This is a genomic window from Agromyces sp. CCNWLW203 (assembly GCF_036576125.1).
Lineage (GTDB): Bacteria > Actinomycetota > Actinomycetes > Actinomycetales > Microbacteriaceae > Agromyces.
In genome coordinates this window covers 349,267-374,148 of the sequence record NZ_JAZHYX010000003.1, presented here as the reverse complement: position 1 = coordinate 374,148, position 24,882 = coordinate 349,267, and the positions used below count along the sequence as shown (strand labels likewise).

The window sequence follows — 24,882 nt, the reverse complement described above, 5'->3', positions numbered from 1 at the left end:
GCAGAATAGAGGATTGTGCCGCCGCAGGTCTCTGCCTCCGGGGAGCACGCACGCACGATTCGTCGCGCGAGGCGGCACCAGAACTTCCATCCAATGATCCGCGTTCGACCGGTTGCGGGCGCAGAGAGCGAACCAACATGCATATCCTCGACCACGTCGATGCCGCGAGCCTGAGGTCGGATGTCCCCGACTTCCGCCCCGGCGACACCGTCAAGGTGCACGTCAACATCATCGAAGGCACACGCGCGCGCATCCAGGTCTTCCAGGGCGTCGTCATCGGCCGCCAGGGCGAAGGCGTGCGCGAGACCTTCACGGTCCGCAAGGTCAGCTTCCAGGTCGGCGTCGAGCGCAAGTTCCCGGTGCACTCGCCCGTGATCGACCACATCGAGGTCGTCACCCGCGGTGACGTGCGTCGCGCGAAGCTGTACTACCTGCGCAAGCTCCGCGGCAAGAAGGCGAAGATCAAGGAGAAGCGCGACGCCTGATCCGCTCCGCGGATCGCGTTCCACGCGAACTCTTCCCCGAGCTCCCCACCCCTAGACTGGGTGGGGAGCTCGGGCGGTTAAATGACAGAAGAAGACACAGGCACGCGAACGGATCGCGCGGATTCGGCGACGCCGAACAGACGACGCGGCGTTCTGCTGTTCCTCCGAGACCTGCTCGTCATCTTCGTGGTGGCCGTGCTGGTCTCGTTCCTCATCAAGACGTTCCTCATCAGGTCGTTCTTCATCCCATCGCAGTCGATGGAGGAGACGCTCGTGAAAGACGATCGCATCATCGTGAATCAGCTGGTTCCCGATGTCACGCCGCTCGAGCGCGGCGACGTCGTCGTGTTCCGCGACCCCGGCGGATGGCTGCCTGCTCGCGTCGAGGTCGATCAGCCGCCGCTCGTGGCCGCCGTCGACTGGTTCCTCGCCTTCGTGGGCCTCGCGGCCCCCGATTCCAACGACCATCTCGTCAAGCGCCTCATCGGCCTTCCCGGCGACCACGTGGTGTGCTGCAACGCACTCGGCCAGATGAGCGTCAACGACGTGCCGCTCGACGAGCCATACATCGCTCTGCCGCCGGGTGAGACGAAGGCCTCGAGAGACGACTTCGACGTGGTCGTGCCCGACGACTCGCTCTGGGTCATGGGCGACAACCGCAACAATTCGAAGGACTCGCGCTACAACGGCGAGACGCCGCTCGAGGGCTTCGTGCCGATCGAGAACGTCGTGGGCCGGGCATTCGTCGTGAGCTGGCCCGTCGACCACTGGGCGTGGCTCGGCAACTACCCCGAGGTCTTCGACGGGGTCGACGAGGCGGGCGAAGAGGCGGGCGACTGACATGACGCCCGCTGCCGTGCCGACCCTCCGGGTCGAACGAGAGTTCTTCGCAGAGTCGCCCATGATGCTCGCGTGCGACGAGGTGGGCCGCGGCGCGCTCGCGGGCCCCGTCACGATCGGACTCGTGCTCATCGACTCCGGCGTGCGACGCATGCCGGCGGGCCTCCGCGACTCGAAGCTCCTCAGCGAACCGCGCCGCGAGGCGATGGCTCCTCGTGCCGCTGCCTGGGTACGGGCCTCCGCCGTCGGCGAGGCGAGCGCAGCCGAGATCGACGAGCTCGGCATCATGGCCTGCCTCGGCCTCGCCGGCGCCCGGGCGTTCGCCGAGCTCTCGGCGGCCAACGAGCTCATCGCCGACGTGCCGCTCCTCCTCGACGGCAACCACGACTGGTTGAGCGCGTCGATCGAGCGGCGAGCGCGTGTCGTCACGCGCATCAAGGCCGACCGCGACTGCGCGTCCGTGGCCGCGGCATCCGTCATCGCGAAGGTGCACCGCGACCGCTTCATGCGCCGCGCGCACGACGAGCGCCCGCTGTACTCCTGGGATGAGAACAAGGGCTATTCGAGTCGGGCGCATTTCGCCGCGATCGCCGAACACGGCCCGAGCGAGCTCCACCGCGCGACGTGGCTGCACGAGCAGTCGCAACCCGCGCCGACGCTCTTCGACCTCAGCGTAGGATGAGTGCGATGGATGAGGACGAGTTCGAAGACTACGACCGCGAGGTCGAGCTGGCCCTGTATCGGGAGTACCGCGACATCGTGTCGCAGTTCAAGTACGTGGTCGAGACCGAGCGACGGTTCTACCTCGCGAACGAGGTCGAACTCGTGCGCCGAGACACCGAGCACGATTTCTACTTCGAGCTGACGATGAAAGACGTCTGGGTGTGGGACGTCTATCGTGCCGACCGGTTCGTGAAGTCGGTGCGCGTGCTCACCTTCAAAGACGTCAACGTCGAAGAGCTCGCCACGCGCGAGTTCGAGTTGCCGAAAGAGCTCGCGCTCGACGAGTAGTCGACTGCCCTGATCGAGGCTCGGCCGAGGCTGGCTCAGCTGAGGCGGCGTTCGAGGTGCACCGTCACGGTGTCGCCGAGGTCCTTGCCGAGCTGCCCGCGCAGCTTCGCGTTCAGCGAGAGCATGTGACCACCGGTGCCGGTGGCCATCAGGCCGACATTGCGCAGCGGCACGCCGTCGACGGTGGCGTCGACCCTGACGGCTTTGCCGGTACCGAAGAACTCGGCCGAGCCGGGCATCTCGACGCAGGCCCAGAGCTCGCCCTTGACGTCGACGCCGATCAGCGCGGTGAATTCGTGGTCGAGCGGTACTGGTTCGAACGGCATCTCGATCTCCTTCGACGGACACGTCGGGCTCTGGCCATCATCTCCCGGACCACCCCCACTCGGTCTCCCCACCTGCGATCATCCGGAGTTCTCCACGTCGGCGCAGTCGCCGCCCCGACGACGGGGCCCCGCCCGCGACGCTGGACGCGGAGGTGGTGCGGATGTCGCACAATGCAGAGCTCGGCCGTCGCGGCGAACAACTCGCGGTCGAGCATCTCGAGGCGCGGGGCATGCAGGTGCTCGAGCGTAACTGGCGGTGCCGCATCGGCGAGATCGACATCGTCGCCCGTGACGGCCGCGACACGGTGTTCGTCGAGGTCAAGACGCGCACCTCCGGCGACTACGGGCACCCGTTCGAGGCCATCACGCCGCTAAAGTTGGCACGCATGCGGCGCCTCGCGATCGCCTGGTGCGAGGCGACGGATGCCGCGGTGTCCCGCATCCGCATCGACGCCGTCGCGGTGCTCGCGCCCACCGAGGCGCCTGCGCTCATCGAGCACCTCGAGGGCCTCGACTGATGCCCGTCGCGCGCACGCGGTCCGTCGCCCTCCTCGGCCTGACCGGTTCGGTCGTCGAGGTCGAGGCCGACCTGTCCTCGCAGCTGCCGGCGTTCGTCATCATCGGCCTGCCCGACGCCGCCCTTGGCGAGGCGCGCGATCGCGTTCGCGCCGCTGCGGTGAATGCCGGTTGCCCGCTTCCGCAACGGCGGCTGACCGTGAACCTCTCGCCGGCGGCCCTGCCGAAGCACGGTTCGGGCTTCGACTTGGCGATCGCCGTCGCCTGCCTCGCGGCGGCGGGCGAGATCTCGGCGGAATCGGTCGAGCGGGTCGTGCATCTCGGCGAACTCGGGCTCGACGGCAGGCTCCGGCCGATCGACGGAATCCTCCCGGCCGTGCTCGCCGCCGTGCGTGCCGGCTACGACACCGTCATGGTGCCCGCCGCCAACGGTGACGAGGCCGGCCTCGTGCCCGGCGTGAACGTGATTCGCGTGGCCTCGCTGCTCGACGCCGCGACGCATCACGGGGGCGTGTACGACGAACGGGTCTTCGAGGCGGTGCCGGCGCCCGAACGGGCCGATCCCACCGGAGCGATGGAGGAGCCGCATGGAGATCTGGCCGACGTCTCGGGCAACGACGACGCCGTCGAGGCGCTGCTCGCGGCCGCGGCGGGTGGCCACCACGTCTTCCTGCTCGGTCCGCCCGGCGCCGGCAAGACGATGCTCGCATCCCGTCTGCCGGGCATCCTTCCCGATCTTGAGCCCGATGAGGCCCTCGAGGTCGCGTCGCTCCGTTCGCTGTCAGGTCGACCTCCGGTCGCGGGTCTCTCGCTCCGCCCGCCGTTCGAGGCGCCGCACCATACGGCCACGGCGGCGGCGATGGTCGGCGGCGGCAGTCGGCTCATCCGACCCGGTGCCGCGGCGCGCGCCTCGCACGGCGTGCTGTTCCTCGACGAGGCGCCCGAGTTCCCGTCGGCGGTGCTCGACGTGCTGCGTCAGCCGCTCGAATCCGGGTCGATCGCGATCCACCGGGCGAACGCCGTCGCCTCCTTCCCGGCGCGATTCCAACTCGTGCTGGCTGCGAACCCCTGCCCGTGCGGCAATCACGGGTCGAAGGCCGCGGAGTGCACCTGTCCGCCGAACGCCCGGCGACGCTACCTGGCGCGCATCTCGGGGCCCCTCCTCGACCGCATCGACGTGCAGCTCAAGGTGCCGCGCATCACCGCGGCGGGCCTTCGGGTCGCGGCCGAACGCCCCGGCATCTCCACCGCGATCGCGCGCGACCGGGTCGTCGAGGCCCGGGGTCGCGCGGCTCACCGGCTGCGCGAGACCCCGTGGCGTACCAATGCCCAGATGCCGGGCCCGTGGCTGCGCGGTGCGGGCGGGCTCCACCCCGGAGGACGCGCGACCGCCGACCTCGACCGTGCGCTCGAACTCGGCGGCGTGACGATGCGCGGCTACGACCGGATCCTGAAGGTCGCGTGGACCCTCGCCGACCTCGACGGCGCAGCGGTTCCCCGCCTCGACCACGTCGGCCGTGCACTCTTCCTCAGAAAGGGACTCCCACTGTGAACACCCTCCATCGTGAAGCGGCCGGATTTCGCGCCGCGCTCTCCGCAGTGCGATCCGCACCGATCGCCGACGACCCGGCTCTCGACGAGATCTTCGCCCGCGCGCTGCTCGGCTCGGTCGCCGAACCGGGCGACGGCCTCCTCGGCCGCGCGATCGACGCGATCGGTGCGGTCGGAGCGGCCTCGCTCATCCTCGAGTCCGTGACTCCGTTCGCCTTCGTCGACGCGCTCTCGCGCGCGGGCGGCTCGGTCGACGAACGGGAGGCGAGGTCGGGCCTCGAACGCTGGTCACCGAGGCTCGAACTCGGCGCCTTCGCCAGGTCGCTCGAGCAGGCGGCTCGGGTCAGGGCCCGCCTCATCGTCCCGACCGACGCATCCTGGCCTCTCGGGGTCGACGAGCTCGGCATCCACGCGCCGCTCGGGTTGTGGGTTCGGGGGCGCGAGCACGCGCTCGACGGTTCGTCCGCCTCGATCTCTCTCGTCGGCGCCCGCGCCGCGACCGGCTACGGCGAGCACGTCACGATGGAGGCATCCGCCGGGCTCGTCGATCGCGGATTCACGATCGTGAGCGGTGGGGCCTACGGCATCGACGGCATGGCGCACCGCTCAGCACTCGCGAGCCACGGCACCACGGTCGCCTTCCTCGCCGGGGGAGTCGACCGCTTCTACCCGATGGGCCACGAGACGCTGCTCTCGCGGATCGTCGACACCGGGGCGGTCATCTCCGAACTGCCCTGCGGCGCCGCGCCCACGAAATGGAGGTTCCTGCAGCAGATTCGTCGATCTATGTGACAGGTGAGTCGCCGAACGGGTCGAGGACGGAGTCGACGCCGTGCACCGGGCACGCGTACGCGACGACGACCCGGATGGCGGAGGCTATCGGCTCAGGCTCGAGCACGGCGCCGCACGTCGAGCACGTTGGTGCGGGAGGGAAGCCATCGACGTCGACCTCGTTGCTCATGCCTCGAGGCTACGGCGTGCGTGGGTCGCGCTCGAGCGCGATGGCGCGTTGGACGCCGACGACGATGGCCTCCCGTGCTGGGGAGGAGATGTCGGCGAGGTCGCCCGAGCGGACATCTACGCGGAAGTTGGTCGGGTCGACCGTGAGGACGAGCGAGCGGCCCGCCTCGGTGGTGAACCGGACGGCTACCTCGACGAGCGGCGAGGGTGTGGTCTGCATGAGGGCATCCTCGCGTGACCCACCGACTCGAGCCGCGTGAGTCGACTCGCGAACGTCGACTCTCGTAGTGCAACCATCGAGTTGCACTATGCTCCCGACTGCCCCTAGTGTCGCTCCCAGGGCGCCACGGTGGCGCCGGGATGGAGAGACAACGTGGCCGAGTTCTACAAGCTGTGCGAGGAAGTCGGGCGGTTCTGCGGTGAGCACGTCAGCGACATCGAGTTCTACGACCTCGTGTCGTGGATCGCGAGGGAGCGCGGCATCCCGACGCCATGAGGCCAGCCCGGGAGTGGACCTAACACCCCCGGGCTGACAAGCCCCACGATAGTGCGACGAGGGTCCGGCGCGCGGGTGGAAGCGGCGCTCAAGACCGTGGGCGCCGCTACGGTTGGCGCATGATGATGGGCTGGTGGGATTTGGCAGGATGGCCGACGGCTGAACAGTGGTCCGCGCTCTGGGCTCTCGGGGCGATGCTGGCGACGTTCGGCACGGTGCTCGTGGGGCTCGGCACGCTGATCGTTGCCGGGGTCGCGGCGTGGGCCGCGCTACGCCAGTTGCGCGCATACATTGCCGAGCAAGAGGAACAGGCGCGACCCTATCTCGTAGTCGACTTTTGGTTCAAGTCGAACACGATGATCTTCGTCAGCGTCGAGAACATCTCGAGCACACCGGCCACCGACGTGACACTCAGGGCCGACCCAATGGTGCGGAGCACGAGGACAACAGATGGTCGGAACGAGGCACTCGCGGAGGTGTTCGGCGGCCGGTTTGTCATCCCACAGATAGCACCCGGGCGGGTGATGCGATGGTACGTCGACTCCAACTTGAACATGTTCAACATCACGTCGGTCCCGCACCGGTTCGAGGTCACAGCCTCGTACAACGACCCGAGAGGCCGCGTGACGCGCTCCGGTGAGCTGAGGCGCTACTCGGATGTGTTCGTGTTGGACCTTGATGCGTTCGGGGAAGCCTCGGCCGAGGAGAACTACGAGCACAAGATGTGGCAGCTCGCCGACGCGAACGAACGCCGACTCGAGGTCATGGCTGGCTCCCTCGCGTCCGTTGCATCGACACTCGACACGCTCTTAGGCATCGACGAGGCAGCAAAGGCCGCGCGACGCCGGGAGCCGATGCTTGCCCGGCGCCGCCGTCGGCAGGAGGGGCGCGCGTAGCACGGCCAGCCAAGGGCGGGAACGCCGAAAGGCCCCCGACTCGAGTGATGAACTCGGGCCGGGGGCCTTGTTGTTGGAAGCTACGCGGGAGGCGGGAGGTAGAGCGCGACGATGCTCGCGACGGTGCCAAGCGCCAAGCCCGCTGCCACCAGCCAAGCGCTGCGAGAGTTACCATCCGACACCAACTGAAATGCGCGCGCCACGATGTCGTCGGAGGTCTCCTTGCCGACGTTCTCGTAGTTCGGAGTGACGAGGCCCTCGGACTTGAACTTCGCGTCGTACTCGGCATTTACGCGGTTGGTCGCGTCGCTCAGCTCGGCGCCGTGGATGCCTGTAGTGCGAAGTTCAGCGGTGGCGGCGTGCCAGTCATCGCGCAACCGGTTGAAGATTGCCGACTTGCGCACTTGCGTCGCGATAGTCGCCTTGGCGTGTCGAAAGACCAACCACGCGCCGGAAAGCGGCAGCACGAGGCCGAGGGCGTAGAGCACGATGACGATGAGGCGGGGCCAGTCCATGGGGACATCGTGGCAGAACCCGTCGCCGCAACCACGAAAAGGCCCCCGACTCGAGCGTGAACTCGGGCAGGTTTAGTTGTGCGGTGCGATGTGCTCCAACACGTACCTGATGCCCTTGCCCGCGTCTTCCTCGGCGAATGGGATGACGGCGTTGATCGAGGCAGACACGAAACTCGTATCTCCGACCGTGAGCCCGTTTGCCTCCTCGGTGGCTGTGTCGGTCATGCTGCCTTTGTAGGTGTCGCCTGTGGCGAGGTCCACAAGTTCAAAGCGTTGAGTGCGCAAGACGAGGCCGGTGAGGATGCCGCGAGTGACGCTCACCGGGTGCTCCTCGGGTAGGACGGCCTCGATGGCGTCGACGGCCCCGCGGACGTGATCGGCGCTGGCTGACGCGCGAGTGGTCGAGCCCCGGAACGCCAAAGCGGTGGTGATCGTGAGACCGCTGTCGACCGCGGCGAGCGGCTTGAGCATGTCGAGGAAACGAGCGCGCGCCCTGCGGTCGTGCTTACGCATCGCGGCGAGGAACGTGGCCTCGTCGCCGCTGGCGACAGCCTCGACCATGTCGAGGAGCCGTTCGAACAGGACGTCGGTGACGTCAACAGGCTCTTGGATCCACGAATGGGTCTCGACGGCGAACACCATGACGAACGATGCCGCCTGCAAGTCGAGGACGGAGGCGAATAGTTCCTTGGCGACTGATCCGCTGGCGACCTCGCGCGCGAGCGCCTCGAACTCGCCAGCGAGCGCTACTTGGAACTGGCCGGATGTCTTGGCAGGGAGCGACGTGATGTTGGAGCGCGACGACGCGACCTCGACGGCGAACACAGTTCGGTCCTGAGCCGCCGACAGGTCGACAAGGTTCCGGTCGCTGTAAGGCGTGACAGTCTCGGTGGGCAGGTTGAGGCGGGCTTCGCGGGCGGGGAGCCAGTACGCCGGAATCTCACGCGCGTCGAGCACGGCGATATTGGTCAAGGTGGCGACGGCGGCGGGGCCGCTGTCCTCTGCCTCACCGATCCCTTCGTCGTAGGACCAATCAATCCGCAAGAGACTGCCCAACGGTGCGCCGGTGAAGGCATCGCGGAAGGAGATGGTGCCCGACCGGACCGCAAGGAACCGCTGCTCGGTCATGGCAACCGCGAGCGTGATGGTCTCACCGGTGTACTCATCCTCTTCGACGGTGTTGATGAGGTAGACGAGCGGATAGATGGACGAGCGTAGGGCGAGAGCCTTGGGCCCGTCGTAGTAGATGTACGTCTCGACGTGCTCAAGCGGGGCGCCGAACAGTTGGAGAGAGGTGAAATCGATCATTCGGGCTCCCTCCCTGGCTTGACGACTCTGGCTTGTGGGATGAGGTCATGGGGAGTAGTCCACCAGTCATGGTGAGTCTCGCCATGGGTTGTGACATTCGGGAGAGGCCTGTGGGCTAGCGTGCCATCGTTGAGCGTGATGACCACCTCGGCGATTGGCTTGGTACCGAGGCTCGGGACAAAGATGCGGGCGCGCTCGATGTCGTCCTCTGAGGCATAGATGGAGAGCCCGTGCGCATCGCACTCCTCCTGCCGCTTGTAGTAGCCGTTCCCGTGCGTGGCGTAGGGGCGCAGCCACGAGTCCTCCTCGGTGATGTCGCCGACGGCGTGGCGACGGGCGGCGAGCCGGTAGAACGTCCCTTCCATCGGGACGGCATCGGGCGGCGGGCAACCCTCTGGGACTGGTGCGGTCATCACGCGTAGTCAATCAGCGCCGCGACATGGGGCGCTACCCCCGCGCCGAGACGAGTCGCCGAGGACGCCGCTGACGTCGGCGCCGAGGGAGGCCGAACCGACTTGGGCGAGCGTCGAGAAGGCGACGTCGGTGGACATGGGGCCTCCTCGAGGCGCACGGAAGAAACCCCACGGCGCGTGCCGTGGGGTTCTGGGTAGGTAGGTGCCGCTACGGTTGCGGCATGTCGATGGGTGTGGATGTCGTGGGGGAGGCCGTCCCCAGTTGGATCGCCGCGGTAGCGACAGTGGGCGCGCTAATCGCCGCGGTCTACGCCGGGGTGTGGGCGAAGAGGGCAGCGACATGGACGGAGTCTCAAGCCCGCTCGGCGGCGCGTCAGGTGGCCGTCCAGAAGCAAGAACTTGCTCACGCGCAGGCTGAGGCAGTCTCCGCACGACAGGACGCCGAGCGCGAGCGAGCAGAGCGCACTCAGTCGATGGAAATCGAGCAGGCGGAGCGCGCTCGCGATGCCCGCCAACGAGAGGAGCGGCGACTCGACGCACTTGCGCCGAGCGTTTTCATGGATGCGCGACCCGCCGTCGGTGACGTATCCCATGGCTTCCCGCTCGAAATACGGGGCGACAACGACAGATGGGGGATTCTCGGCGCACCACGGGAGTTCAAGCGCGGGGATCACGCCGTGTTCCGCGAGTCGCTGAACATCATCGTGGAAAACGTGTCCGCCGTGCCCGCGCGAATAGACATGATCGACCCGGATGGGGGCGTTCTGGATGAACTCCCGGAGGGTCACGCGGGCCCTCTGTGGGTGATGCCGGGTGGGCGCCTAGTCATGACGTGGCGTCGCAAGTTCGTGTTGGCCGACGTACTGGACCAGGAAGGCATCCAGCGACCCGAGGTGTTGGTCTTTCGAGTCAAGTTGATGGTGCGCGATGTCGGCATGAACGTTGGTGACGTCTATGCGTTCAGCGGTGCCGTCGCTTACGCGGAGGTCGACGGTTCGCGAATCATCATGCAAGGAGTACCGCCAGAGGGATGGACGGACCGCGTCGCCGTGCCCATCGCGCCGCGACGCTACGAACGCCTCGAGGTCGCTGATGCAACCAGCGCGGCGGGTTCGTCCAACTAGAACGGCGGACGCTCGACGATGACGGTCTGACGCGACCGTCCGAGCCGGGCCGCGACGCGGTCCCCTGCGGCCTCCGCGGCGGGCGCATGACCGGAGACCGTGCCGTCCATCCGTGCGCGGAACCTCCCGTTGCCGCCGCGAGAGCCCTGAGCGGGTCGAGGTGGGGCCAGCTTGCCGAGTAGCGCGCCCGCAGCAGTGCGGTGGAGGCGCGCCTCCACGATGAGAGGCGATGCGATGAGTTGGCCCTTTGAACCAGTCGCGGTCATGCTCGTCGACCGCGCCTCACGCATGAGGTCGTCAGCGGCGGTGATGAGTTCCGCGACCTCGACGAGCATGGAGGACTCGGCGCCAGCGAGGTCGGGTCGTGCTTTGAGGACCGTGTCGACGGCGTCGCGTGCGGATTGCGTCCAGTGCTCCTCGTGGTTGATGCGCGGAGAGGCGGGAGTGTCGGTCATGTGAGTCCAATCGGGTCGAGGGGCGCGAAGGATGGTCGGCGAAAAACTGGGAGGCGCCACGGTACGGACAGAGAGGCGCTATGCCTCTTCGGGGGAGAAGCGACGGGGGTACTTGGGGCCCCTCCCCACCCCCTCGGCGGAAGATGGGCCTGCCGTCGGACGTACCGCACGTCATACGCGGGCCGTACAGTTGGCATCGTGCTCGAGGACCTCATGACATGGGAGTGGCAGAACATCGCGTCGGGTGTGGCGTTTGTCGTTTCGCTCGCCGCTCTACTCGTGAGTTGGCTCGCGTACAGGCAGCGCGTGCGCTACCACCCGCAACCCAAGCTCGTGCTCGAGTGGGGCAAGGAGATGAGGCCGCGCGACGGCCTGTTCACTCGAGACCTCGCGATCGTGAACCACGGCGACGCGGCAGCGCGGGACGTTCGCGTGGACTTCGAGGACACTGAGAGTGACGACAAGCCATGGGACGGCAAAGACGTCCTCGAGCCGGGGGCGAGGATGCTCATTGACGCACCACTCGTGGACCGGATGAGTTGGGGTGAGGGTGGCATGGGCATCACCTGGACACGTTCGGGCGACCCGAGCGACTACAAGTACGTCACGCCGAGAGCGACGGTGAAATGGCGACAGGCGCCGTTCGGCGGGCGACAACATCGCCTCGTTGAGCGCGGCCCCACGACGCCGGACCTGCGGGCCGGGACGACCAAGGGAGCACGCTGAGCGTCGATGCCTAGAAGCGAGCGGAGCCCGTTGAGCGGAATACTCCCGCGAATCCGTCCCGCTGCCGCCCGCTCAGTGCCCTCTAGAGGTCGCGGTGATGTTGGGTCACGAGGACCGCGAGGAGACACACGCGCCGAGCCGAGGGCGAGAGTGATTGCCACTCGCGAGCGGAGTACCCGGGCCGGAGCCCCTCGGGACACGTCCCGGCGTCCTCCTCGGTGAAGCGCCGCAGACTGGCAGCACGTCGGCGCAGTCGGTCTTTAGCGCGGCGCGGGAGGTTGCCAGCGCCGGGGATGTCGTTGAACGCGTCACGTGCAGACATAGGTGTGGGCCCGGTCATGTCGTTCCTTGGCTTGAAGTTGGTGGGACACGAGAGGCACCCGGCGCGGGGACGGGCGCCTCTCGGCGGTAGATCAGCGGAGGCCGATGTCCCGTAGCGAAAACATCGGGATGGGCTTGGCGTCGGCGCTTGGGCCGCTAACCGGGACATGGGCCGTCCCGTCGCCGTTGCGCTCCTCGATCGTGTACGGGCCCGGGTCTTGCGGGCCGAGGTCGACGGCGTCGAGGCGGTAGGTGACGACCGGCTCAGCCATTGGTCACCCCGTAGGCCGTGTAAACGCGGCCAGTCTCGACGCGGTGGGCGTAGCCCGGGCCCGCCTCAGCGGCAACGCGACCCGCCGTGTCCAGTGCGGTCACCTTGCCACCGAGGGCGAGGACGCGGAGGGAACCCGGTGCGGTGATGAGCGCGTAGGTTGCCGCCATGACGCGGTCGGCCTCCAGGGCGCGGCGCTGTGTGCCAGTGTGGGAGCCGTTCTCGAGGTCGGCGTCGATGGACTCGACGGTGGCCTCCGCGGCAGCGCGGCGAGCCTCCACCGCCTCGCCGTCGAGAGCGGCGCCGTAGAGGAGCCCCTCGAACCGCTCGACCGCGCGGTCGAGGACGCGCTCGGCGGCGCTGCGGTCGTGGTCGTAGGTCTCCCACGCGACGCGGACCGCGTCAAAGTCGGCGCTCGAGACCCGCGGGGCGGGCTTCCACTCGGTCGACGATGTGCGGATGCCGACCTCGTTGAGGGTCTTGCCCTCGGGACGCTTGACGGCGGCGAGCGCGGCGCGTGCGGCGTCGAGGGCGACGCGGGCGGCGCCGAGTCCGGGCGTGACCGCTGCGAGCCACTCAGGGACGGTCGGGGTCTCGATGGCGGTGGGCTTGATGCTGGCGGGGATGGTCATGAGTGTCCTATCGGTGGGTGGGGGCTAGTTGGCAGGGCGACGAACGACGGACGGCGCCGGAATCGTCGGCGACGCCGACGGGGTCGACGTGCGAGTGAGGGCGCCCGCGAGGCGCTCGGCGCTGGCGAGGACCGTTGCCTCGTCATCGCCGACGAGGAGGTCATCGAGGTCATCGAACAACGGGACGAGCACCGGGAACCGGCGAGCCGCGCGGTGGAAGGCGGCGCGGCGAAGGTACGGGATGAGGGCCTCAGCGTGCTCCGCCTCGGCCTTGACGCGCGCCTCCTGTAGTTCGGCGATGCTGGCCTTGGCAGCTTCGATGCTCGACTCGGCGTCGGCGGTCTCCGCCCTCAGCGCGACGATGCGCGCCTTGAGTTCGCGGGACTCGCCGCGGAGGGCGGTGATTTCCGCCCACGCGGCGGCGCCATCGAGGTCCTCAGGAAGGGGCGTCGCGTCGTCGGCGTCGCTCGTCGGCGGCGCGATGAACTCGAGAGGAGCGGCGGGCGGGGTGGGCTTGGGGATCGTCATGAGGTCTCCGTTAGGGGGTGGGGTCAGTGATGGGCGCCGAGGAGTGCCTCGAGTCGACGTGCGGCCTCGGCGACGTCCTCGAGGTCGTCGGGTGTCGGTTGCTGAGCGCGGCGGAGGGAGCCCGATGCATGCCGGAGAGCCGACATGTGGAGCACTCGCCACGCGTCCGCGGGAGGGACCGCGCGAGCATGCGCCCACACGGTGACGTTCGCGCGGGTTGGCTCGTCGACGAGGCGGAACTCGCGGGGGAGCACCTCGCGCGAGCGGAGGCGACAGACGAGCGGCGCGACGATGTCAGGCCCGGACGGGGCGAGGTCAGTCGAGAGCATGTTGGTGCCTTTCGGTTGGGTCAGATGCGGGCGCCGTGGTCCGTCGTCGAGCGAGGAACGCCGCGAGGTAGTCCCGTTGCTCGTCGAACGTCGGGACCTCGCCACGAGAGCGCCGAGAGAGGATGGCGGCGGCAGCGTCCGCGACGCGCTCGGCGATGGTTGCGGCGGCGACCTCAACGGCGTCGGCGATTCGTTCGGTCACGGTGCGGGGCTCCTCGTACGGGTCGCGGTTGGGCTCGGCGGGGATGACGTAGAACCGTGCGCGGGCGGTGCGCTGGCGGGCACCGAGGACGTGGTCGGCAACGGCGTAGAACGCGCGCCGTGATGGGACCCGCCATCCGATGCCGTCCTCGCTGGGGATGAGTTCGTCGGCGCCCCACCTGAGTTCGATGGCGTCGACCGCTTGAGCGTGGAGGCCCTCAGATGCGACGCGTCGACCGACGGCGGTGGAGCCGACCGCCTTGAGGCGCTCGAGGAGCCACGCGCGGGCGGAGGCGACCTCGGCGGCGTGCTCGCGGGCTCGCTGAGCGGCCTTGCGCTCGCTGGCGCTCATCGCGGGGCCTCGGTCGGCTCGAGGGGCGCGAGGGGTGCGGTACGTCGGGAGCGAGGCACGGAGGGCGTCGTGGACGAGCCGAACGTACTCGGCTCGGAACGCCGAGCCGGTCGCCATGAGGGTCCGGATGTCGCGGTAGGGCTCGCGGGCGTCGGCGACATGTGGGAGCGCGTCGAGCATCGCGTGGATGCGGTCGAGGAGTTCCCCGGTCGGCGCGACCGGGTCGCCTGTCTCGGTGAGGATGAGGGCGCCGCGACGGTAGAGAATGCGTCCGGTAGCGACCGCCGCGAGGGCCAGGTCGACGAGGAGGACAGGGGCCGGGCAGGCGACCGCGATGCCGAGGCCGTCGTCGTCCAGCTTGCGCTCGTAGGCGCGGGCGTAGCGGCCCGATGAGCGTGCATCGGCGCGAGGGTTGCGGGCGAGTGCCTCGAGGGGTGATGAGGTCGTCATGAGTGTCCTGGGTGGTGGGGGTGGATGCTGGCGCCTTGGCGGACGCAGCGGGTCGGTGGAACAGGAGTGGCCCCCGGTCTCGTACTCGCGCCGGGGCCAGCCGGTGCGATGGCTTGTGTACGAGCCCGAGGGCCGCGATGTGTCCCACCTATGGACGCCCCGGTCGAGCCGGGGACATCGGAGGAGTCCGCCACTACGGCGGCGGGTGCTCAGGGTCAGGCGCCGACGAGCGTTTCGAGTTCGGCGCCGATGGCGTCGAGTTCCGGGCGCACGGCATCCATGTTGAGCAGAGCCATGCCCTCGCGGATGGTCGCCGAGTGCAGCGCGAGGAGCGTGGCGGCGCGGGTGCGACGTGCGGCGGTCTCAGCCTCGAGGCGGTCGTGGCGGCGCCGCGTGTACCGGCGTTGTCGGCAGCGTCCGCTACAGGTCTCGGCGGGTCTCGTGGCGTCGAACGCATCGCCACACTCGGGGCAGACGTGATGGAGCACGGGCGCCTCCTCTCTGATGTCAGGTGACGCATAGAGCGCACGAAAAGGGCCCACCACGATTGGGCGGGCAAGAGGGTCTTTTCCCTCACAGGAGTAGTGCGCCAGTGTGCCCACGGTGTGGGCGCGCATGCGCGTGCGATGCGGGCCGTGCAGGCTGGTGACAGAACGTGTCACGGTGACGTTCTTGGCTCTATCTCCCTTTCCTGGCTATTACGACAACAACCTCGAGCAAGTAATAGAGATAGACGCGTGAAACACCACCGTGACGCGTTCGGTCATCGGTTGGCACCTCGCCCGGAGTTGGGGCGACGCCCTCACCCGGCGAGGGCGTGTAAACCGACGAGGCCCCCGTCGCTATGGACGAGGGCCTCGTGGAGGTGAGGCTAGGAGGAGGCGCGGAGCGCTCGCGGCACCTTGCGGAGCGCCGCGTCGGGTCGCGGCCCCGAGTTGCCCTCGCCGGGGTCGACGGCATCCGGGTTGAGGTGTGTGGCGATCTTGTGCCAGATGTGGATCCGTTGACCACGGTTCGCCTGTCGGCGTCCGTCGGCGTCCGTCGTGTAGAACGGGTCGACCTGCACCTCGAGAAGCGAGCGGACCGTGTCTCTTTGCTGCTCCATGGGGAGCGCCGTGAACCGCTCGATGAGGTCCTCCATCGCCGCGTGGGCATCCGCCATCGGGAGCGCCTCGGCGTCTGTCTCGAGGAGTTCGTTGACCACCGCCACGAGCGGCGTGAGAGCGCCAGAAGCGAGGCGCGCTCGCTCGAGGTCTGCCTCGATGGCGACGCGCTCAACCTTGAGTCGCGCGAGTTCCCCACGGGCCACGGTCGGCGTAATGAGTTGCTCGTTGCGGTCCGCGATGGTTGCCGCCACCGCCTGCTCGTTGCGCGAGTGGGCCTCGACGAGGTGGGCGATGGTGGCCCGTTCAGGCGCCGGGATGAGGTTGCGGCCCATCGTGAGGAAGGCCAGGGCTACTGCCTCGAGTACACGAGGCTCGACGACGTGCTTGGCGATCTGCGCGTGTGCGGTGTCGCGTGTGCAGACGTAGGACCGCATGTAGACCATGCGGGCCTCGCACCCCTCGGACCCGCACGCGGCGATGTTCGAGAGGAGGTGTCGGGGCGCGGTCCCCGGGGACGTGCGCCGGGTCGGGTCGGCGAGGATGGCCCGGACCTCCTCGGCGAGCTCGGAGTCCACGATTGGCTTGATGTGCGCTGACGGGATGACCTCGCCCTTGTAACGCATGGCCCCGGCGTAGTGCGGATTTGCGCCGATTTCTCGGATGCGCGCGGGGCGCCAGTTCTTGGCGGTGCCGGGGGCGACGCCCTCGCGCTCGAGGTCGAGTGCGATGCCCCGCACGGACCCACCCGAGGCGATGTGCTCGAAGATGCGTCGGACGACCGCGGCCTCGGGCTCGCGTGGCGTCATGCCGTCGCGCTCGTAGCCGTAGCGGCGTCGGCCCGGGTTCGGCTCGCCTCGGGCCGCTCGGTCGGCGTTCGCGGCACGCTGGCGGGATGCCTTGCGCCGGGACTCCATGCGGCCCATTGCGGCGCGCATGGTTGAGAAGAACTCTCCCGCCTCGGTCGCCGGGTCGACGAAACCGTCCCGATCGGTCTCCCAAACGACGCCCGCTTCCATGCACGCCGCCTGCAACTCGGCTTTCTCGGGCACGTTGCGGGCGAGTCGTTCCTCCTCGGTGGCGAGGATGATGTCGAACTCGCCGCGGAGCGCGGCATCGAGTAGCGCCTCGAAACGCGGGCGCGTCTTGTCGCCGAGTGCGCCGATACCGTCGTCGGCGAACTCGGCGATGACCATGTAGCCTCGACGGTCGGCGAGGCGGCGGCACTGCTCGAGTTGGTCGGCGACCTTGTCGCGGTGGGCAACGGTCTCGCTGATGCGAGCGTAGATGGCGGCGCGGCGCGAGCTCGTTTCGGTGGTCACGCATAGATCGTAGCTTTCGCCAGCGCAACCGTTTAATTGCGGCGGCGAGCGAGGGCACCGTCGTGCTCGAAGCAGGGTTCCGCTCGGGCTCGCTCAACACGGCAGGGCACGCCGCGGCCCTCGGCCGGCCGCTCGGGGCGGTGCCCGGCCCGGTCACGAGCCCGGCCTCCGCGGGATGCCATCGGCTCCTGCGCGAGTACGACGCCGTGTGCGTGACCGATGCCGAGCATATGGCGGAACTCGTCGGGGGAGCGCGGGGTGGCACGCCCGTCGACGGCAACGGGCCGGGCTCGGCTCCGGGCGCCGATCAGCGCCGACAGCACGGCACGGCGAGATCTCCTGAGGCGGTGCGCGTGCTCGACGCGCTCAGCACGCGCAGCCCTCGTGAGCTCGCCGAAGTGGCTCGGCGGTGCGGAATGACGCCGTCGGCGGTGATGGGTGCGCTCGGCGGGCTCGAGGCGGTCGGCGAGATCACGCGGCATCCGCTCGGCTGGCTGCGGGCCCGGAGGGCCTGACGAACGGCCGGGTCGGTGCCCGCTGCCGAGTGCCGTCTCGTCATGCCGCCATCCGCGTGTTCGGCCGTGCGCTCCCGCCCGTCGTCGGGGGCACGGCCTAGGCTGACGGCGGAAGGAGGGCCCCCGATGCAGCACCCGCAACTCGGCCAGTACCCCGCAGCCCGACACGTAATCGCCCAGGTGAGCGACACGCACCTCCTGCACGGCGGCGAACCGCTCGGCGGCGTCGCCGACACCGTCCAAGCGCTCGCGCAGGTCTCCGCACAGCTCGAACGACTCGGCGGGGGCATCGATGCGATCGTCGTCACCGGAGACGTGGCCGACCTCGGTGAGCCCGACGCCTACCGGCTCGCGCGCTTCGCACTCGAACCGCTCGCCGCGCGCATGGGCTCCCGGCTCGTCTGGGTGATGGGCAACCACGACGAGCGGGCCGCGTTCCGCAGCGGGTTGCTCGATGAGCCCGCGAGTGACGAACCGGTTCACGGCATCGTCGAGGTCGACGGCCTCCGCATCATCGCGCTCGACTCCACGGTGCCCGGATTCCACCACGGCGAACTCGACGACGCCTCGATCGAGTGGCTCGACGCCGCGCTCGAGCAGCCCGCCGTGCACGGCACGGTCATCGCGCTGCATCACGCGCCCATCGCCACGCCGATCGCCTTGATGGACGTGCTCGAGCTCCGCGACCAGGATCGCCTCGCCGAGGTCGTTCGCGGCCGAGATGTGCGGCTCATCCTCGGGGGGCACCTCCACTACGCGACGAACGGCAGCTTCGCCGGCATCCCCGTCTCCGTCGCGGGAGCCACCGCGTACACGATGGATCTCTCGGCGTCGCCGCGAGCGCTCGTCGGCGTCAACGGGGGCCGCAGCTTCTCCCTCGTGCATCTCTATCCCGACGGCATCGTGACGTCGGTCGTGCCGGTGGGCCCGTACCCGGCGGTCACGACGCTCGACGAGGCGTTCCTCGCCGAGGTCGAGTCGCTGTCGCCTGAGGCCCGTCTCGAGCGCTTCTCGCGCAAGCTCGGCACGGCGTGAGAACCGCCCTAGACCTCGTCCCGGGCGCCGGGCGCGCCGCGTGCCGCCTCGGCCTGACGGGGAGCAAGCTGGAGTGGTGAACCTCGACCAGCTGCTCGACGACTACCTGTCGCACGTGGCGATCGAGCGCGGGTACTCGCCGCACACCGTCGCCGCCTATCGGAGCGACCTCGTCGAACTCATCTCGTTCACCGAGGCGCGGGGCCCGGCGGTGGCCGCGGCGATCGACCTGCCGCTCCTGCGCGACTGGCTCTGGGCGGCCACCGAGCGAGGGCTCGCCCGAACGAGCATCGCGCGGCGCGCGGCATCCGCTCGGGGATTCACCGCCTGGCTCACCCGCCGCGGACTGCTCGAAGCCGATCCCGGAGCGAGGCTGAAGGCGCCGCGGGCGCAGCGCACGCTGCCGCGCGTCATCACCGAGCAGGCGGTCACCGACGCCCTCGCGGCGCTCTCGGACCGGGCTGCCGGCGGCTCGCCCGCCGAGGTGCGCGACCTCGCGATCATCGAGCTGCTCTACGCCTCGGCGCTCCGCGTCTCGGAGCTCGTCGGGCTCGACCTCGACGATGTCGATCGACGGCGGCGCATCGTGCGCGTGCTCGGCAAGGGCTCCAAGGAGCGGATGGTTCCCTACGGGGCCCCGGCGGCCCGCGCGATCGACCGGTATCTCGACGAGGCTCGGCCGGCGATCGTCGCGAGTGCGAGTGCGAGTGCGAGTGCGAGTGCGAGCGCTCCGACCACGCCTGTCACGAGAGCCGTGTTCCTCGGCGCACGCGGAGCCCGCCTCGGGGTGCGGAGCGTCTACCGGCTCGTCGCCGCCATCCTCGCCGAGATCCCTGGCACGGGGCCGAGCGGCCCGCACGCCTTCCGCCACACTGCGGCCACGCACCTGCTCGACGGCGGCGCCGACCTGCGTGCCGTGCAGGAGTTCCTCGGGCACGCGAGCCTCGGCACCACCCAGATCTACACGCACGTCTCGTCGGAGCGGCTCAAGCAGAGCTATCGCACGGCCCACCCGCGGGCCTGACTCAGGTCGAGGGCAGCAGCACCGATCGCGGCAGCCCGCCGAGGAACAGATACGGCGAGACGTACTTGCCATCGATCCGCACCCCGAAGTGCACGCACCCCGAGTCGCAGTGGCCGCCCGTCGAGACCGTGCCGATCGCGTCGCCCGCCGCTACCGGCGTGCCGGCCGTGACCGACCCCGAGACCGGCTCGATCGCGCTCACGACGCCGCCACCGTGGTCGATCGCGACGACCGGTCGCCCGGCGACCCTCCCGCTGAAGCTGACGACCCCGCCAGCGGGAGCGGTCACGGCGGCGGTGGACGACGCGGCGATGTCGATGCCGCGATGGCCGGCGGTGTAGGGCGTGGGCGGGGCGCGGAACGGGGCGACGACACGGATCGGTGCCGGCACCGGCCATCGCCACGGCTCCGACGGTTCGTCTTGTGCCGCTGTGCCGGCAGGGGAGACTGGCGCGACCGTCGCTGCCGGGAACGGAGGCGCCGCCGCCAACGCCGCAGACTCTGTCAGCGCCCATGCCAGCACGGCGATCGCCGAGATCGATGATGCGAGGGTCGCGGCCCGTCGGCGGCGTGTTCGAGCGTTCATCCTCCGATGCTCGGCTCGCCCGAGGCATCCGCTCGCGCCGAAGTCGGAGCGGTGGAGGCATCCGTGCCGACCGCGGTTGGGGAGGGGGAGTGCCGATGGTAGAGTATCGGGAGCACCCCGGTCTTCCGGGGTGACTACGCGCGCCATTTCGGCCGACGACTCCACTCAGTCCAGTTCCTGCCTCGCGGCAGATACCGGCGGAGCCGTGCCGGGCGCCAGGGCTCCAGCCGCCGGCCGGAGCGACAACTGAGAACAAAGGAGTACGGCTCATGGCCGTCGTCACCATTCGCCAGCTGCTCGACAGCGGCGTTCACTTCGGGCACCAGACCCGCCGTTGGAACCCGAAGATGAAGCGCTTCATCCTCACGGAGCGTTCGGGCAGCTACATCATCGACCTGCAGCAGTCGCTCGCCTACATCGACAAGACGTACGACTTCGTGCGCGAGACGGTCGCCCACGGCGGCACCATCCTCTTCGTCGGCACGAAGAAGCAGGCGCAGAACGCGATCGCCGAGCAGGCGACCCGCGTCGGCCAGCCCTACGTGAACCAGCGCTGGCTGGGCGGCCTCCTCACCAACTTCCAGACGGTCTCCAAGCGCCTCGCGCGCATGAAGGAGCTCGAGGAGCTCGACTTCGAAGGCACCACGAGTGGCTTCACCAAGAAGGAACTCCTCATCAAGAAGCGCGAGCTCGACAAGCTGCACAAGTCGCTTGGCGGTATCCGCAACCTGACGAAGACGCCGTCGGCGCTCTGGGTTGTCGACACCAAGAAGGAGCACCTCGCGATCGACGAGGCCAAGAAGCTCGGCATCCCCGTCATCGGCATCCTCGACACCAACTGCGACCCCGACGAGGTCCAGTACCCGATCCCGGGCAACGACGACGCCATCCGCTCGGTGAGCCTGCTCACCCGCATCGTCGCCGACGCTGCTGCCGAGGGCCTCATCGAGCGCCACCAGAAGCCCGAGGCCGAGGGCAACGTCTCCGCCGTCGAGCCGCTCGCCGAGTGGGAGCAGGAGCTCCTCCAGGCCGGCACGCCCGAGCAGTCCTCGCCCGAGACCGCCAAGGTCGACGGCGCAACGGCTGAGGCCGAAGAGGTCGCCGAGGTCGTCGAGGCGGTTTCCGCCGACGAGACCGCCGAGGCTGCGACCGAGTCCGCCGCCGACGCCGAGGCAGCAGCCGAGGCCGTCGTCGAGGTCGAGGTCGACGCCGCCGAGTCCAAGTAAGACCACGAGTTCAGGAGACTTCAGAGATATGGCCAACTTCACTCTCGAAGACGTCAAGAACCTGCGCGAGCGCCTCGGCACCGGCATGGTCGACACCAAGAACGCACTCGTCGAAGCCGACGGCGACATGGAGAAGGCGGTCGAGATCCTCCGCCTGAAGGGCGCGAAGGGCAATGCCAAGCGCGCCGACCGCTCCACCGCCGAGGGCCTCGTCGCCGCCGTCGACAACGGCGACGGCACCGCGACCATGATCGAGCTCGCCTGCGAGACGGACTTCGTGGCCAAGGGCGACAAGTTCGTCGGCCTCGCCGACCGCGTGCTCGCTGCTGTCGCAGCGGCCCGCGCCGACAACGTCGAAGCTGCACTCGCCGCTCCGGCCGACGGCAAGACCGTCGCGACCGTGATCGACGAAGAGGCTGCGATTCTCGGCGAGAAGGTCGAGCTCCGCCGCATCCGTCTCGTCAAGGGCGAGCAGTTCTCGATCTACCTGCACAAGACGTCGAAGGACCTCCCGCCGCAGGTCGGCGTCGTGCTCGGCTACGCCGGTACCGACGTTGAGACCGCCCGTTCGGTCGCCCAGCACATCTCGTTCGCCGCGCCCGAGTACCTCACTCGTGACGAAGTCCCCGCCGAGGCGGTCGACAAGGAGCGTGCGATCGTCGAGCAGATCACACGCGAGGAGGGCAAGCCCGAGGCCGCCCTCCCGAAGATCGTCGAGGGTCGCATCGGTGCCTACTTCAAGCAGGTCGCACTGCTCGAGCAGGATTACGCGAAGGACAACAAGCTGTCCGTCGCGAAGGTGCTCTCGGATGCAGGCCTCACGGTGAGCGACTTCGCTCGCTTCAAGGTCGGCGCGTAAGTGCCCCGAAGGAGTCCGGATCGCTCGCGATCCGGACTCCTTTGCTGTGTCCGGAGCGATTCCGGATGCCTGGCGGGTGGTGCCCGCCGAAAACACCCCGGTACCGGCACTGCGCCCGGCCCGGTGAACCAGTAGCTTTGACCCCAGACGGGAAGGATCGGTCGGGATGACGGAACGCAAGCGCAGGGTCCTGCTGAAACTGTCGGGGGAGGCGTTCGGCGCCGGTGCCCTCGGCGTGAACCCCGATGTGATCAGCGCACTCGCACGTGAGATCGCCGATGCCGCGCGCACGGTCGAGGTCGCGATCGTCGTCGGCGGCGGCAACTTCTTCCGTGGCGCCGAGCTCTCCCAGCGCGGCATGGACCGCGGCAGGGCCGACTACATGGGCATGCTCGGCACCGTGATGAACGCCCTCGCCCTCCAGGACTTCCTCGAGCAGGCCGGTGCTGAGACCCGCGTGCAGTCCGCGATCTCCATGACACAGGTCGCCGAGCCCTACATTCCGCGTCGTGCCGAGCGGCACCTCGAGAAGGGCCGGGTCGTCATCTTCGGTGCCGGAGCAGGCCTGCCCTATTTCTCCACCGACACCGTGGCCGCGCAGCGGGCCCTCGAGATCGATGCCGAGGTCGTGCTCGTCGCGAAGAACGGCGTCGACGGCGTCTACTCCGATGACCCGCGCACGAACCCCGACGCGCACAAGATCGATCGCATCAGCTACCAGGAGGCCCTGCAGCGCGGGCTCAAGGTCGTCGACTCGACGGCGTTCAGCCTCTGCATGGACAACGGGATGCCGATGCAGGTGTTCGGCATGGCCCCGCACGGCAACGTCACCGCTGCGATCCTCGGCGCCGAACTCGGCACGATCGTCAGCAACGGCGAGCCCGCCACCAGTCGATAGACTGACCCGAGTAGCGAACCCAGAAGGAGCCCCCGTGATCGCGGACGTACTTTCCGATGCCACCACTCGCATGCAGAAGGCCGTGGAGGTCGCCAAAGACGACTTCTCCAGCGTTCGCACAGGCCGGGCGAACCCCCAGCTCTTCCAGAAGATCATGGTGAGCTACTACGGCACGCCGACCCCGCTCGCGCAGCTCGCGTCGATGCAGAACCCCGAGGCGCGCACGCTCGTGGTCACGCCCTACGACAAGGGCGCCCTCAAAGACATCGAGCAGGCCATTCGCGACACCCCGAACCTCGGGGCGAACCCGTCGAACGACGGCAACATCATCCGCGTGACGCTCCCCGAGCTGACCGAGGAGCGCCGCCGCGAGTTCGTCAAGATCGTGCGCGGCAAGGCCGAAGACGCACGCGTCTCGGTGCGCAACATCCGCCGCAAGGCGAAGGACGACCTCGACGCCCTCAAGGGCGACGTCGGCGATGACGAGGTTTCGCGCGCGGAGAAGGAACTCGAGCAGATCACGAAGTCCAATGTGGACGCGATCGACGACGCCCTGAAGCGCAAGGAAGCCGAACTCCTCGAGGTCTGAGGCAGACGATGTCGGGCGTCCCAGAAGAGGATCAGTCGGACGCCGGGGGAGCAGAACGAACCTCGCGCGAGGAGTTCCGAGCGCAGGTGCACGCCCGAAAGGCCGACCTCGAGCGGCAGTTCGAGGTCGGCAGGGCGCAGTTCGATCAGGCGCAGGAGAAGATCAAGGCCCGCACCGGGCGCAACCTGATCCTCGCGACCCTCATCGGGCTCGGGTTCGGGGCGGTGCTCCTTCTCAGCCTCCTCGTGATCAAAGAGCTCTTCATGCTCTTCGCGGTCTTCATCGCCGCGTTCGCGAGCTATGAACTCGCGCAGGCCCTCCGGAAGGGCGGCCATCACGTGCCGCGCATCCCGACGGTCGTCGTCGCGGTGGCGGCCGTGCCGCTCGCGTATTACGGGGGCGCCGGCGGGCAGCTCATCGCGGTGCTCGGCGGCATCCTGATCGTCACCCTCTGGCGCGTGGGCGAACAGGCGGTGCCGTCGCTGCGACGATCGGGCCGCGACCTCGGCCGCGATGTCGCCGCCGGTGCGTTCGTGCAGGGGTACGTGACCTTCCTCGCGACGTTCGCGGTGGTGCTCACCGCTGCGGAGGGCGGCGAGCTGTGGACGCTCGCGTTCATCGCCGTGGCCGTCGCGGCCGACACGGGTGCTTACGCGTTCGGCCTCATGCTCGGCAAGCACAAGATGGCGCCGGTCATCAGCCCGAAGAAGACCTGGGAGGGCTTCGCAGGCGGCGGCGCGGTGAGCCTCGTCGCGGGTGTGCTGCTCTCGACCCTCATGCTCGGCAACACCTGGTGGTTCGGCCTCATCTTCGGCGCAGCGATCTTCCTGACCGCGACACTCGGCGACCTCGTCGAGTCCCTGATCAAGCGAGACATCGGCATCAAGGACATGAGTTCGTGGCTGCCCGGGCACGGCGGATTCCTCGACCGACTCGACTCGATCCTCCCCTCGGCCGCCGTCGCCTTCGTGGCATTCCGGATCTTCGGGTGAGCGCCTCGGTGCCGACCCTCCGCAATA

The 24,882-nt window shown here is 68.9% G+C and carries 35 protein-coding genes; 20 read left to right on the top strand and 15 right to left on the bottom strand.

Annotated features, from left to right (window positions below):
* Positions 1-137: 137 nt before the first annotated feature.
* The 4 genes from rplS to VPH61_RS09930 all read left to right on the top strand — a co-directional run bounded on the left by rplS (position 138) and on the right by VPH61_RS09930 (position 2,336).
* Positions 138-485 carry a 50S ribosomal protein L19 gene (gene rplS / locus VPH61_RS09945; RefSeq protein ID WP_056009567.1) on the top strand — a complete coding sequence of 116 codons (348 nt, stop codon included), beginning with the start codon at positions 138-140 and terminating at the stop codon, positions 483-485.
* Positions 486-566: 81 nt separating this feature from the next.
* Complete coding sequence (lepB, locus tag VPH61_RS09940) at positions 567-1,325, top strand: signal peptidase I (protein ID WP_332063333.1); 759 nt, start codon at positions 567-569, stop codon at positions 1,323-1,325.
* A 1-nt stretch (position 1,326) separates the two neighbouring features.
* Positions 1,327-2,007 (top strand): ribonuclease HII, encoded by a 681-nt coding sequence (locus tag VPH61_RS09935; RefSeq protein WP_332063332.1) that lies wholly within the window; start codon positions 1,327-1,329, stop codon positions 2,005-2,007.
* 5 nt (positions 2,008-2,012) lie between these two features.
* A complete protein-coding gene (locus VPH61_RS09930; protein WP_022891843.1) occupies positions 2,013-2,336 on the top strand; it encodes a DUF2469 family protein in 324 nt (107 codons plus the stop codon).
* A gap of 35 nt (positions 2,337-2,371) precedes the next feature.
* Here VPH61_RS09930 and VPH61_RS09925 read toward each other — a convergent pair whose 3' ends face one another.
* Positions 2,372-2,662 carry a DUF1905 domain-containing protein gene (locus VPH61_RS09925; protein ID WP_332063331.1) on the bottom strand — a complete coding sequence of 97 codons (291 nt, stop codon included), beginning with the start codon at positions 2,660-2,662 and terminating at the stop codon, positions 2,372-2,374.
* A 161-nt stretch (positions 2,663-2,823) separates the two neighbouring features.
* On the opposite strand from VPH61_RS09925, the gene VPH61_RS09920 reads away from it, so the two are divergent.
* Genes VPH61_RS09920 through VPH61_RS09910 form a run of 3 tightly spaced genes read left to right on the top strand, consistent with a single transcriptional unit; the run spans position 2,824 to position 5,521 of the window.
* Positions 2,824-3,180, top strand: coding sequence for a YraN family protein (locus VPH61_RS09920; RefSeq protein ID WP_332063330.1), 357 nt, complete (start codon positions 2,824-2,826; stop codon positions 3,178-3,180).
* On the top strand, positions 3,180-4,730 hold the full coding sequence (locus VPH61_RS09915) for a YifB family Mg chelatase-like AAA ATPase (protein ID WP_332063329.1): 1,551 nt from the start codon (positions 3,180-3,182) through the stop codon (positions 4,728-4,730). Before VPH61_RS09920 ends, VPH61_RS09915 begins: the two co-directional genes overlap by 1 nt.
* 47 nt (positions 4,731-4,777) lie before the next feature.
* Positions 4,778-5,521, top strand: coding sequence for a DNA-processing protein DprA (locus VPH61_RS09910; protein ID WP_332063328.1), 744 nt, complete (start codon positions 4,778-4,780; stop codon positions 5,519-5,521).
* Here the strand turns inward: VPH61_RS09910 and VPH61_RS09905 are convergent.
* Both VPH61_RS09905 and VPH61_RS09900 read right to left on the bottom strand, forming a co-directional pair.
* On the bottom strand, positions 5,514-5,690 hold the full coding sequence (locus VPH61_RS09905; protein ID WP_332063327.1) for a hypothetical protein: 177 nt from the start codon (positions 5,688-5,690) through the stop codon (positions 5,514-5,516). The genes VPH61_RS09910 and VPH61_RS09905 overlap by 8 nt on opposite strands.
* A 9-nt stretch (positions 5,691-5,699) precedes the next feature.
* Complete coding sequence (locus VPH61_RS09900; protein WP_332063326.1) at positions 5,700-5,909, bottom strand: hypothetical protein; 210 nt, start codon at positions 5,907-5,909, stop codon at positions 5,700-5,702.
* A gap of 153 nt (positions 5,910-6,062) precedes the next feature.
* Between VPH61_RS09900 and VPH61_RS09895 the strand changes: the two genes are divergently transcribed.
* Positions 6,063-6,185, top strand: a complete 123-nt coding sequence (locus tag VPH61_RS09895; protein WP_332063325.1) for a hypothetical protein — start codon at positions 6,063-6,065, stop codon at positions 6,183-6,185.
* Positions 6,186-6,304: 119 nt separating this feature from the next.
* Positions 6,305-7,081: a hypothetical protein gene (locus tag VPH61_RS09890; RefSeq protein WP_332063324.1), complete on the top strand. Its 777-nt coding sequence runs from the start codon at positions 6,305-6,307 to the stop codon at positions 7,079-7,081.
* Between the two features lie 80 nt (positions 7,082-7,161).
* On the opposite strand, the gene VPH61_RS09885 is transcribed toward VPH61_RS09890, so the two are convergent.
* The 3 genes from VPH61_RS09885 to VPH61_RS09875 all read right to left on the bottom strand — a co-directional run bounded on the left by VPH61_RS09885 (position 7,162) and on the right by VPH61_RS09875 (position 9,317).
* Positions 7,162-7,596 (bottom strand): hypothetical protein, encoded by a 435-nt coding sequence (locus VPH61_RS09885; protein WP_332063323.1) that lies wholly within the window; start codon positions 7,594-7,596, stop codon positions 7,162-7,164.
* Between the two features lie 72 nt (positions 7,597-7,668).
* Positions 7,669-8,904, bottom strand: a complete 1,236-nt coding sequence (locus tag VPH61_RS09880; RefSeq protein ID WP_332063322.1) for a hypothetical protein — start codon at positions 8,902-8,904, stop codon at positions 7,669-7,671.
* On the bottom strand, positions 8,901-9,317 hold the full coding sequence (locus VPH61_RS09875) for a hypothetical protein (protein WP_332063321.1): 417 nt from the start codon (positions 9,315-9,317) through the stop codon (positions 8,901-8,903). Before VPH61_RS09875 ends, VPH61_RS09880 begins: the two co-directional genes overlap by 4 nt.
* 221 nt (positions 9,318-9,538) lie before the next feature.
* On the opposite strand from VPH61_RS09875, the gene VPH61_RS09870 reads away from it, so the two are divergent.
* Positions 9,539-10,441: a hypothetical protein gene (locus VPH61_RS09870; RefSeq protein WP_332063320.1), complete on the top strand. Its 903-nt coding sequence runs from the start codon at positions 9,539-9,541 to the stop codon at positions 10,439-10,441.
* Here the strand turns inward: VPH61_RS09870 and VPH61_RS09865 are convergent.
* The gene (locus tag VPH61_RS09865) at positions 10,438-10,896 is read right to left on the bottom strand and encodes a hypothetical protein (protein ID WP_332063319.1); all 459 of its coding nucleotides are present in this window, start codon (positions 10,894-10,896) and stop codon (positions 10,438-10,440) included. The two genes, VPH61_RS09870 and VPH61_RS09865, sit on opposite strands and share 4 nt — an antisense overlap.
* Before the next feature lie 198 nt (positions 10,897-11,094).
* Here VPH61_RS09865 and VPH61_RS09860 point away from each other — a divergent pair, with 198 nt between their 5' ends.
* A complete protein-coding gene (locus tag VPH61_RS09860) occupies positions 11,095-11,622 on the top strand; it encodes a hypothetical protein (protein ID WP_332063318.1) in 528 nt (175 codons plus the stop codon).
* A gap of 413 nt (positions 11,623-12,035) precedes the next feature.
* On the opposite strand, the gene VPH61_RS09855 is transcribed toward VPH61_RS09860, so the two are convergent.
* The 5 genes from VPH61_RS09855 to VPH61_RS09835 are packed head-to-tail and all read right to left on the bottom strand — an operon-like array spanning position 12,036 to position 14,256.
* The gene (locus VPH61_RS09855; RefSeq protein WP_332063317.1) at positions 12,036-12,215 is read right to left on the bottom strand and encodes a hypothetical protein; all 180 of its coding nucleotides are present in this window, start codon (positions 12,213-12,215) and stop codon (positions 12,036-12,038) included.
* Entirely contained in the window at positions 12,208-12,846 is a 639-nt protein-coding gene (locus VPH61_RS09850; protein ID WP_332063316.1) for a hypothetical protein, read from the bottom strand. The genes VPH61_RS09855 and VPH61_RS09850 overlap by 8 nt, the downstream gene beginning before the upstream one ends.
* 24 nt (positions 12,847-12,870) lie before the next feature.
* The gene (locus VPH61_RS09845) at positions 12,871-13,374 is read right to left on the bottom strand and encodes a hypothetical protein (protein ID WP_332063315.1); all 504 of its coding nucleotides are present in this window, start codon (positions 13,372-13,374) and stop codon (positions 12,871-12,873) included.
* A 23-nt stretch (positions 13,375-13,397) separates the two neighbouring features.
* A complete protein-coding gene (locus VPH61_RS09840) occupies positions 13,398-13,703 on the bottom strand; it encodes a hypothetical protein (protein ID WP_332063314.1) in 306 nt (101 codons plus the stop codon).
* Positions 13,690-14,256, bottom strand: a complete 567-nt coding sequence (locus tag VPH61_RS09835; RefSeq protein WP_332063313.1) for a hypothetical protein — start codon at positions 14,254-14,256, stop codon at positions 13,690-13,692. Before VPH61_RS09835 ends, VPH61_RS09840 begins: the two co-directional genes overlap by 14 nt.
* Positions 14,257-14,325: 69 nt before the next feature.
* Between VPH61_RS09835 and VPH61_RS09830 the strand changes: the two genes are divergently transcribed.
* Positions 14,326-14,649: a hypothetical protein gene (locus VPH61_RS09830; RefSeq protein ID WP_332063312.1), complete on the top strand. Its 324-nt coding sequence runs from the start codon at positions 14,326-14,328 to the stop codon at positions 14,647-14,649.
* A 272-nt stretch (positions 14,650-14,921) separates the two neighbouring features.
* Here the strand turns inward: VPH61_RS09830 and VPH61_RS09825 are convergent, their stop codons facing one another.
* Both VPH61_RS09825 and VPH61_RS09820 read right to left on the bottom strand, forming a co-directional pair.
* Positions 14,922-15,194 (bottom strand): hypothetical protein, encoded by a 273-nt coding sequence (locus VPH61_RS09825; RefSeq protein ID WP_332063311.1) that lies wholly within the window; start codon positions 15,192-15,194, stop codon positions 14,922-14,924.
* A 383-nt stretch (positions 15,195-15,577) separates the two neighbouring features.
* The gene (locus VPH61_RS09820) at positions 15,578-17,131 is read right to left on the bottom strand and encodes a recombinase family protein (RefSeq protein WP_332063310.1); all 1,554 of its coding nucleotides are present in this window, start codon (positions 17,129-17,131) and stop codon (positions 15,578-15,580) included.
* A 2-nt stretch (positions 17,132-17,133) separates the two neighbouring features.
* Between VPH61_RS09820 and VPH61_RS09815 the strand changes: the two genes are divergently transcribed.
* From VPH61_RS09815 to VPH61_RS09805, 3 genes are all read left to right on the top strand, one after another.
* Positions 17,134-17,646, top strand: coding sequence for a DNA-processing protein DprA (locus VPH61_RS09815; protein ID WP_332063410.1), 513 nt, complete (start codon positions 17,134-17,136; stop codon positions 17,644-17,646).
* A 126-nt stretch (positions 17,647-17,772) separates the two neighbouring features.
* The gene (locus tag VPH61_RS09810) at positions 17,773-18,681 is read left to right on the top strand and encodes a phosphodiesterase (RefSeq protein ID WP_332063309.1); all 909 of its coding nucleotides are present in this window, start codon (positions 17,773-17,775) and stop codon (positions 18,679-18,681) included.
* Between the two features lie 76 nt (positions 18,682-18,757).
* Positions 18,758-19,705 (top strand): tyrosine recombinase XerC, encoded by a 948-nt coding sequence (locus tag VPH61_RS09805; RefSeq protein ID WP_332063308.1) that lies wholly within the window; start codon positions 18,758-18,760, stop codon positions 19,703-19,705.
* 1 nt (position 19,706) lies between these two features.
* On the opposite strand, the gene VPH61_RS09800 is transcribed toward VPH61_RS09805, so the two are convergent.
* Positions 19,707-20,291 carry a M23 family metallopeptidase gene (locus VPH61_RS09800; RefSeq protein ID WP_332063307.1) on the bottom strand — a complete coding sequence of 195 codons (585 nt, stop codon included), beginning with the start codon at positions 20,289-20,291 and terminating at the stop codon, positions 19,707-19,709.
* 269 nt (positions 20,292-20,560) lie between these two features.
* Here VPH61_RS09800 and rpsB point away from each other — a divergent pair, with 269 nt between their 5' ends.
* From rpsB to VPH61_RS09775, 5 genes are all read left to right on the top strand, one after another.
* The gene (gene rpsB, locus VPH61_RS09795; RefSeq protein ID WP_332063306.1) at positions 20,561-21,517 is read left to right on the top strand and encodes a 30S ribosomal protein S2; all 957 of its coding nucleotides are present in this window, start codon (positions 20,561-20,563) and stop codon (positions 21,515-21,517) included.
* Positions 21,518-21,545: 28 nt separating this feature from the next.
* Complete coding sequence (gene tsf, locus VPH61_RS09790; RefSeq protein ID WP_332063305.1) at positions 21,546-22,376, top strand: translation elongation factor Ts; 831 nt, start codon at positions 21,546-21,548, stop codon at positions 22,374-22,376.
* Positions 22,377-22,542: 166 nt separating this feature from the next.
* A complete protein-coding gene (pyrH, locus tag VPH61_RS09785; RefSeq protein ID WP_332063304.1) occupies positions 22,543-23,274 on the top strand; it encodes a UMP kinase in 732 nt (243 codons plus the stop codon).
* Between the two features lie 34 nt (positions 23,275-23,308).
* On the top strand, positions 23,309-23,863 hold the full coding sequence (gene frr, locus VPH61_RS09780) for a ribosome recycling factor (protein WP_056009535.1): 555 nt from the start codon (positions 23,309-23,311) through the stop codon (positions 23,861-23,863).
* 8 nt (positions 23,864-23,871) lie between these two features.
* Positions 23,872-24,855: a phosphatidate cytidylyltransferase gene (locus VPH61_RS09775; protein WP_332063303.1), complete on the top strand. Its 984-nt coding sequence runs from the start codon at positions 23,872-23,874 to the stop codon at positions 24,853-24,855.
* The last annotated feature ends 27 nt before the right edge of the window (positions 24,856-24,882 follow it).

Coding starts and splice junctions, on each gene's coding strand:
- VPH61_RS09810 (WP_332063309.1), top strand. CDS start 17,773: ATGCAGCACCCGCAACTCGGCCAGTACCCCGCAGCCCGACACGTAATC.
- VPH61_RS09855 (WP_332063317.1), bottom strand. CDS start 12,215: ATGGCTGAGCCGGTCGTCACCTACCGCCTCGACGCCGTCGACCTCGGC.
- VPH61_RS09845 (WP_332063315.1), bottom strand. CDS start 13,374: ATGACGATCCCCAAGCCCACCCCGCCCGCCGCTCCTCTCGAGTTCATC.
- VPH61_RS09925 (WP_332063331.1), bottom strand. CDS start 2,662: ATGCCGTTCGAACCAGTACCGCTCGACCACGAATTCACCGCGCTGATC.
- VPH61_RS09865 (WP_332063319.1), bottom strand. CDS start 10,896: ATGACCGACACTCCCGCCTCTCCGCGCATCAACCACGAGGAGCACTGG.
- lepB (WP_332063333.1), top strand. CDS start 567: ATGACAGAAGAAGACACAGGCACGCGAACGGATCGCGCGGATTCGGCG.
- VPH61_RS09890 (WP_332063324.1), top strand. CDS start 6,305: ATGATGATGGGCTGGTGGGATTTGGCAGGATGGCCGACGGCTGAACAG.
- VPH61_RS09920 (WP_332063330.1), top strand. CDS start 2,824: ATGTCGCACAATGCAGAGCTCGGCCGTCGCGGCGAACAACTCGCGGTC.
- VPH61_RS09900 (WP_332063326.1), bottom strand. CDS start 5,909: ATGCAGACCACACCCTCGCCGCTCGTCGAGGTAGCCGTCCGGTTCACC.
- VPH61_RS09875 (WP_332063321.1), bottom strand. CDS start 9,317: ATGACCGCACCAGTCCCAGAGGGTTGCCCGCCGCCCGATGCCGTCCCG.
- VPH61_RS09870 (WP_332063320.1), top strand. CDS start 9,539: ATGTCGATGGGTGTGGATGTCGTGGGGGAGGCCGTCCCCAGTTGGATC.
- VPH61_RS09835 (WP_332063313.1), bottom strand. CDS start 14,256: ATGAGCGCCAGCGAGCGCAAGGCCGCTCAGCGAGCCCGCGAGCACGCC.
- VPH61_RS09880 (WP_332063322.1), bottom strand. CDS start 8,904: ATGATCGATTTCACCTCTCTCCAACTGTTCGGCGCCCCGCTTGAGCAC.
- rpsB (WP_332063306.1), top strand. CDS start 20,561: ATGGCCGTCGTCACCATTCGCCAGCTGCTCGACAGCGGCGTTCACTTC.
- VPH61_RS09840 (WP_332063314.1), bottom strand. CDS start 13,703: ATGCTCTCGACTGACCTCGCCCCGTCCGGGCCTGACATCGTCGCGCCG.
- VPH61_RS09800 (WP_332063307.1), bottom strand. CDS start 20,291: ATGAACGCTCGAACACGCCGCCGACGGGCCGCGACCCTCGCATCATCG.
- VPH61_RS09850 (WP_332063316.1), bottom strand. CDS start 12,846: ATGACCATCCCCGCCAGCATCAAGCCCACCGCCATCGAGACCCCGACC.
- VPH61_RS09775 (WP_332063303.1), top strand. CDS start 23,872: ATGTCGGGCGTCCCAGAAGAGGATCAGTCGGACGCCGGGGGAGCAGAA.
- VPH61_RS09885 (WP_332063323.1), bottom strand. CDS start 7,596: ATGGACTGGCCCCGCCTCATCGTCATCGTGCTCTACGCCCTCGGCCTC.
- VPH61_RS09930 (WP_022891843.1), top strand. CDS start 2,013: ATGGATGAGGACGAGTTCGAAGACTACGACCGCGAGGTCGAGCTGGCC.
- VPH61_RS09905 (WP_332063327.1), bottom strand. CDS start 5,690: ATGAGCAACGAGGTCGACGTCGATGGCTTCCCTCCCGCACCAACGTGC.
- tsf (WP_332063305.1), top strand. CDS start 21,546: ATGGCCAACTTCACTCTCGAAGACGTCAAGAACCTGCGCGAGCGCCTC.
- pyrH (WP_332063304.1), top strand. CDS start 22,543: ATGACGGAACGCAAGCGCAGGGTCCTGCTGAAACTGTCGGGGGAGGCG.
- VPH61_RS09935 (WP_332063332.1), top strand. CDS start 1,327: ATGACGCCCGCTGCCGTGCCGACCCTCCGGGTCGAACGAGAGTTCTTC.
- VPH61_RS09915 (WP_332063329.1), top strand. CDS start 3,180: ATGCCCGTCGCGCGCACGCGGTCCGTCGCCCTCCTCGGCCTGACCGGT.
- rplS (WP_056009567.1), top strand. CDS start 138: ATGCATATCCTCGACCACGTCGATGCCGCGAGCCTGAGGTCGGATGTC.